Here is a 4,938-nt window from a genome sequence, read left to right as displayed (position 1 = left end):
CATTTTTGTTTCGTAAAATCCGCCCATTGACCATTCAATCCTAAAAAATCACGCTGTTTCCGATACTTTTTGCATTTTCCATACGATTTTTTGACGGCGAAACATTATCCCGTCAATTGCAGTCGCTTTACATATTCCTGCTTCATCTGCATAGAAGAATGCACATATCGATTCAAAGTAATACTGGCATCAGCGTGTCCCAGCAATTCACTCAGCGTCTTTGCATCAAACCCATGGGCAATACAATCTGTAGCATAAGTGTGTCGAAGCAGATGAAATGGAACCTTTCGGATACCACAGAGTTTCAGGATTTTCTGAAACCGATACTGCATCGTTCTCGGTTCTGCCGGTTTGCTTTTCCCAGTAATCAAGTACAGAAAATCCTGTCGCTTTTTCTTTTCCAGCAATGCCAACAAGAAGGACGGAACCGGAATTGTCCGCACAGAAGTTCTGCTTTTGGGAGAGCCGATCAGCACCTCAGAACAACCATTTCGATAAACTCTCTGTACCGTTCGTTTTACAGAAAGCGTTCCGTTTTCAAAATCAATATCATTCCACTGCAAGCCGCATAATTCACCTACACGCAAACCAGTGAACAAGCACAGCAGAATCGCCAGATCAATGGTCAGCCCTGTCTGAAGAAGATACTGCTCCAATTTCTTTCGCTCCTCAGAAGACAAAACATCCAGCTGCTTTTTCTCTGCTTTTGGCATAGTGAAATGCGTTCCACGAATGTGATATTCCTGCACTGCATACTGTTCTATGCTGTGGTAAACCCGCATAATGTCTTGTACAAACCGAGCGGAAAGTCCGCCTGTCCCGCATAATCGACCGCTTTGCAGTTTCTCATAGACAAAATCATTCAGCTGATGCGTTGTCATATCCGTGAGATACTTTGTTCCGAGATCCGGAAGAATATGATTGCGAATGATGTTTTCATAGTGCGCATAACTGGACGGTTTCACACGCAGTTTTGCTGCGGAAAGCCATTGACGAGATGCCTCTGCCACTGTCAATTTCAAAGCAGAAACTGGCTGGTTCTGCAAAACAGCTTGAAATTGTGCCATCTTTTCCTTTACCTCAGAAAGCGTTCTGGCATACACAAATTTGTATTTCAGCGATCCATCTTCCTTATGACCGATCGGAACACGTCCCTCAAACCGACCGTCTTTTCTCTTGTAAATGTTGCTGCCTCTTCTCGGCATTTGAAATTCCTCCTGACAAGTTTTCGGACTGTTCAAAGCAAGAAAACGCCTGCTTTTTCTCCGATTCTGATGATTTATTCATGAATTTTCAGAAATATATACTTTACTTTTTCTGAAAATCTGCTATAATGATAGCAGATTCGATGCTGTTTTGTCTGAAATTTATGCAAATAAATGGGCGGATTTTACGAAGAAATCTACATTTCATAGAAACAAAATGCCATGCTGAGAAGATGTGCTTTCTCAGCATGGCATTTTTTATGGTTCTAATTTTGATTTTACAACAAAAAAACGATAGCCTCGACCTACCGTTTTATTTTACCCTATCGTTTTTTTGTTGTTTCAGAAATGCAAACAACCTGCCGGGAAAACGCTCCCCAGCAGGCTGCTTTTGCTTGATAAAACCGAAAAAGTCACGCATTTTCGGCGTTTTTCCAAAAAAAAAGCGCTGCACAATTGTATCATTTGTGCAGTGCGGTTATGGTTGCGGGAGCCAGATTTGAACTGACGACCTTCGGGTTATGAGCAACTCTAACGCAAGTGAAAAATCCCATGCAACACAATCATTTTCAGACTTCATATATCGCTTTTGCCGACGAGATGACGACGCAGATGTCGACTTAAGCAGTACAATGACAAAATGAGGCACACACTTTCCGCTGTTCCTTGAAAAGTGTTTCTACAAACACGGGAAATATTTTTGAATGAACAGCTTTTGCTATCTAATAACAGCCGGTGAAAAAAGTGATATGTTTTTGCACAATGCTTTTAAAATATGCCTTATCAATCCCCCACATTCAAAAAAGCTGCAAATCCAGTTGCTTTTTCCGCAGGAACATGGTATAATAACAATAACAAGAATCCCGGTAAAATTACAGAAACAAGCAGAGGTGAGAATATGAAACACAAACCCTTGCCGATTGGCGTAGAAGATTTCAAGCGGCTGGTGGACAACGGGTACTACTTTGTCGATAAAACGCTGATGATAAAGGAACTCCTGGAAAACAAGGAAACCGTCAATCTTTTCACTAGACCGAGAAGATTCGGCAAAACACTCAACATGAGTATGCTGCAGCGATTTTTTGAGGCAACTGAGAAAAGCAATGCCTATCTCTTTGATGGCTTGAAAATCGCAGCTTATCCGGAATATATGGCGTATCAAGGACAGTATCCGGTAATCAGCATTTCGCTGAAAAGCATGAAACAAGCCAGCTACACAGATGCTTTTTATATGTATAAAAACTTGATTGCAAAGGAATATGAGAAGCATAAAATCATTTTAGAATCCAATAAGATTTTAGATTCAGAAAAAGAAGTATTCCAAAACATTATGGAGCAAAGAGCAGACCAAAATGTTTACCTGAATTCTATCCGAACCTTATCCGACATTCTGGCAAAATACTATGAAAAGAACGTCATCATTCTCATTGACGAGTACGATGTACCATTAGAAAATGCTTACCACGAGGGCTTTTACGATGACATGACCAACCTGATTCGCAGCTGCTTTGAGTCTGCGTTAAAAACCAACCCCTCGCTGGAATTTGCAGTTCTGACAGGCTGTCTGCGGGTGTCCAGAGAGAGCATTTTTACAGGCTTGAACAACCTGAAAACTTACTCCATCACAAAGAACAAGTTCTCCCAGTATTTCGGATTTACCCAGGCGGAAATGCAAGAGATTTTGCAAACCTTCTCCCTGGAACAGTATGCCGGAACAATTGCAAAATGGTATGACGGCTATCGGTTCGGACTGACGGAGATCTATAACCCGTGGAGTGTTCTGAACTGCATTGACTCCTACCTGCAAAACGACATGGTTGCCTGCGAACCCTACTGGTCGAACACCAGCTCCAATCGGATTGTGAAGCGGCTTATCGAGGAGTCCAACGAGCGTACCAAATCTATGGTGGAGGAACTCATCAACGGCACACCGATTCACACCCAGATTTTTGAAGACGTGACTTACGGCACAATTGATGTTAATCAGGACTACATCTGGAGTTTCCTGCTGTTCACCGGTTATCTGAAGATCATCTCCTGTGAAACAGTCGGCGACGAAACCTACTATGACATGGTGATCCCCAATGTGGAGATCAAGAGCATCTACAAGAACACCATTCGTTCGTGGTTTATTGACCATGTCAACCGTGACAGCCGGACAGACATTCTGGAATCTGTGATTCATGCAGATGCGGAAAAGCTAGAAGATCTGCTATGCACCTGGCTGACCAACACGATCAGCTGTTTTGACGAACAGGAAAACTATTATCACGGCTTTGTAACAGGACTGGTTTCCGGATTCAGCGGCTATATGGTGGTTTCCAACCGGGAATCCGGCAACGGGCGGTTTGATCTGGTGGTAAAGCAGCGTTCCAGATGGCATCACGCCGCAATTCTGGAATTTAAGGTTGTAGAAAAGTACAACCAGATGACAAAAGCCTGCGAAGATGCCCTCAGGCAAATCGAGGAAAAGGACTACGAGGCAAGTCTGCGGGACGAACAGTACGAAAACATCGCAAAGCTTGGAATTTGTTTCTGCCAGAAACGGTGCAGAGTAAAATCCGGCGGTGTGGATCATTTTGAATATTGAATCATCGAGAGCATATCACTTCTCACACTTCAAGAGATAATAACGAAACCAGCCTGAGATTCTATCGCTAGAACCTCAGGCTGATTTTATTTGATATGCAGTGAGAAAAGTGACACGCTTTGCCGCAAGCCCTCTCAACGTACAGGTTTATGAAAAAAGCGGCAGCTTATCAAAAAACCACCGCTTTTCAAAGAAACAAAACCTAAAAACCATTGGAACAGCATGAATTTTCAGAAGCTTCTTTTTATCTGCGGCTTGGAACAGAGCCGCAGAGATTTATTGCAAATGATTCTTCCCATTGGGGAGAAAATCATTTTTTACTTTGAAAAATCCCACGAAGATAGTTATAAAAATGCGGCTGAACGCTAGATGAATCATGCCCTCCATCAGAAACAGAATGCCAGAGATGCTCAATTCCATTTGCAGACAAGATATTGTGATAAACAGAAGGCTGTGAGCCAACTGTACCATCTTTCCCACCGCCGGTAATCATGATCAGATTCGGCATCTGGTATGCCGGTTTCAGCTGATTTTCCTGCAGCTGACCGGGGTGCATACTCAAATCTGTTCCAGGTGTCAGTCCTGGTGCAGGACAGGCGGCACCCACATAGCCAAACAAATCTGAACGGGTCAAGCCGATGAACAGTGATTCTCTCGCACCCATGGAAAACCCTGTAATTGCAGTGTTCTCACGCCCGATCTTCACGGAGAAATTCTTTTCGATATACGGCATCAGATCGTTTGTCAAATCATGGATAAAGTTGTCATAATTCAATGAATTCTCCAGATTTAATCCATCGCATGCCTCTTTGGTTTTGCTGGTGTAGATATATGGAAAAACAACGATCATCTTTTCCGCTTCGCCATTTGCATTCAAATTGCCCAGCATGGTACGGGCACTGCTCATAGCTGCCAAAGAATCCTCTGTTTCCCAATAACCATGCAGTGCATAGAGTACTGGATAGGTTTCGTTTTCATTGTAATCAGCCGGCAAAAGCACATTCACGTTGACATTTCGTTCCCGTGTTGTGGAATAGTACTGATATTTTTTCAGAGTACCCCTCGTTCATTAATAATCAGGTAAGTATAAAGACCCACCGAAAAAAAGTCTGTAAAAACGCAGTCAACTATGGTAAAATATAA

The 4,938-nt window shown here is 42.8% G+C and carries 3 protein-coding genes; 1 reads left to right on the top strand and 2 read right to left on the bottom strand.

The features are described from left to right. Positions 1-104: 104 nt before the first annotated feature. Positions 105-1,205 carry a site-specific integrase gene (locus tag DXB92_RS12840; RefSeq protein ID WP_117734185.1) on the bottom strand — a complete coding sequence of 367 codons (1,101 nt, stop codon included), beginning with the start codon at positions 1,203-1,205 and terminating at the stop codon, positions 105-107. 898 nt (positions 1,206-2,103) lie between these two features. Here DXB92_RS12840 and DXB92_RS12830 point away from each other — a divergent pair. Then, a complete protein-coding gene (locus DXB92_RS12830) occupies positions 2,104-3,795 on the top strand; it encodes an AAA family ATPase (protein ID WP_117734183.1) in 1,692 nt (563 codons plus the stop codon). A 310-nt stretch (positions 3,796-4,105) separates the two neighbouring features. Here the strand turns inward: DXB92_RS12830 and DXB92_RS12825 are convergent, their stop codons facing one another. Then, positions 4,106-4,849 carry an alpha/beta hydrolase-fold protein gene (locus DXB92_RS12825; protein WP_117734182.1) on the bottom strand — a complete coding sequence of 248 codons (744 nt, stop codon included), beginning with the start codon at positions 4,847-4,849 and terminating at the stop codon, positions 4,106-4,108. Between the last annotated feature and the right edge of the window lie 89 nt (positions 4,850-4,938).

Origin of the sequence: Ruminococcus sp. OM06-36AC (genome assembly GCF_003438725.1) — a bacterium.
GTDB lineage: Bacteria > Bacillota > Clostridia > Oscillospirales > Ruminococcaceae > Ruminococcus_C > Ruminococcus_C callidus.
Note: the sequence above shows the minus strand (reverse complement) of the source record. Positions and strands in the feature narration are given on the sequence as shown.

What these genes read in the sequence shown, in the direction of transcription:
- DXB92_RS12830 (WP_117734183.1), top strand. Translation starts at nt 2,104, where the DNA reads ATGAAACACAAACCCTTGCCGATTGGCGTAGAAGATTTCAAGCGGCTG.
- DXB92_RS12840 (WP_117734185.1), bottom strand. Translation starts at nt 1,205, where the DNA reads ATGCCGAGAAGAGGCAGCAACATTTACAAGAGAAAAGACGGTCGGTTT.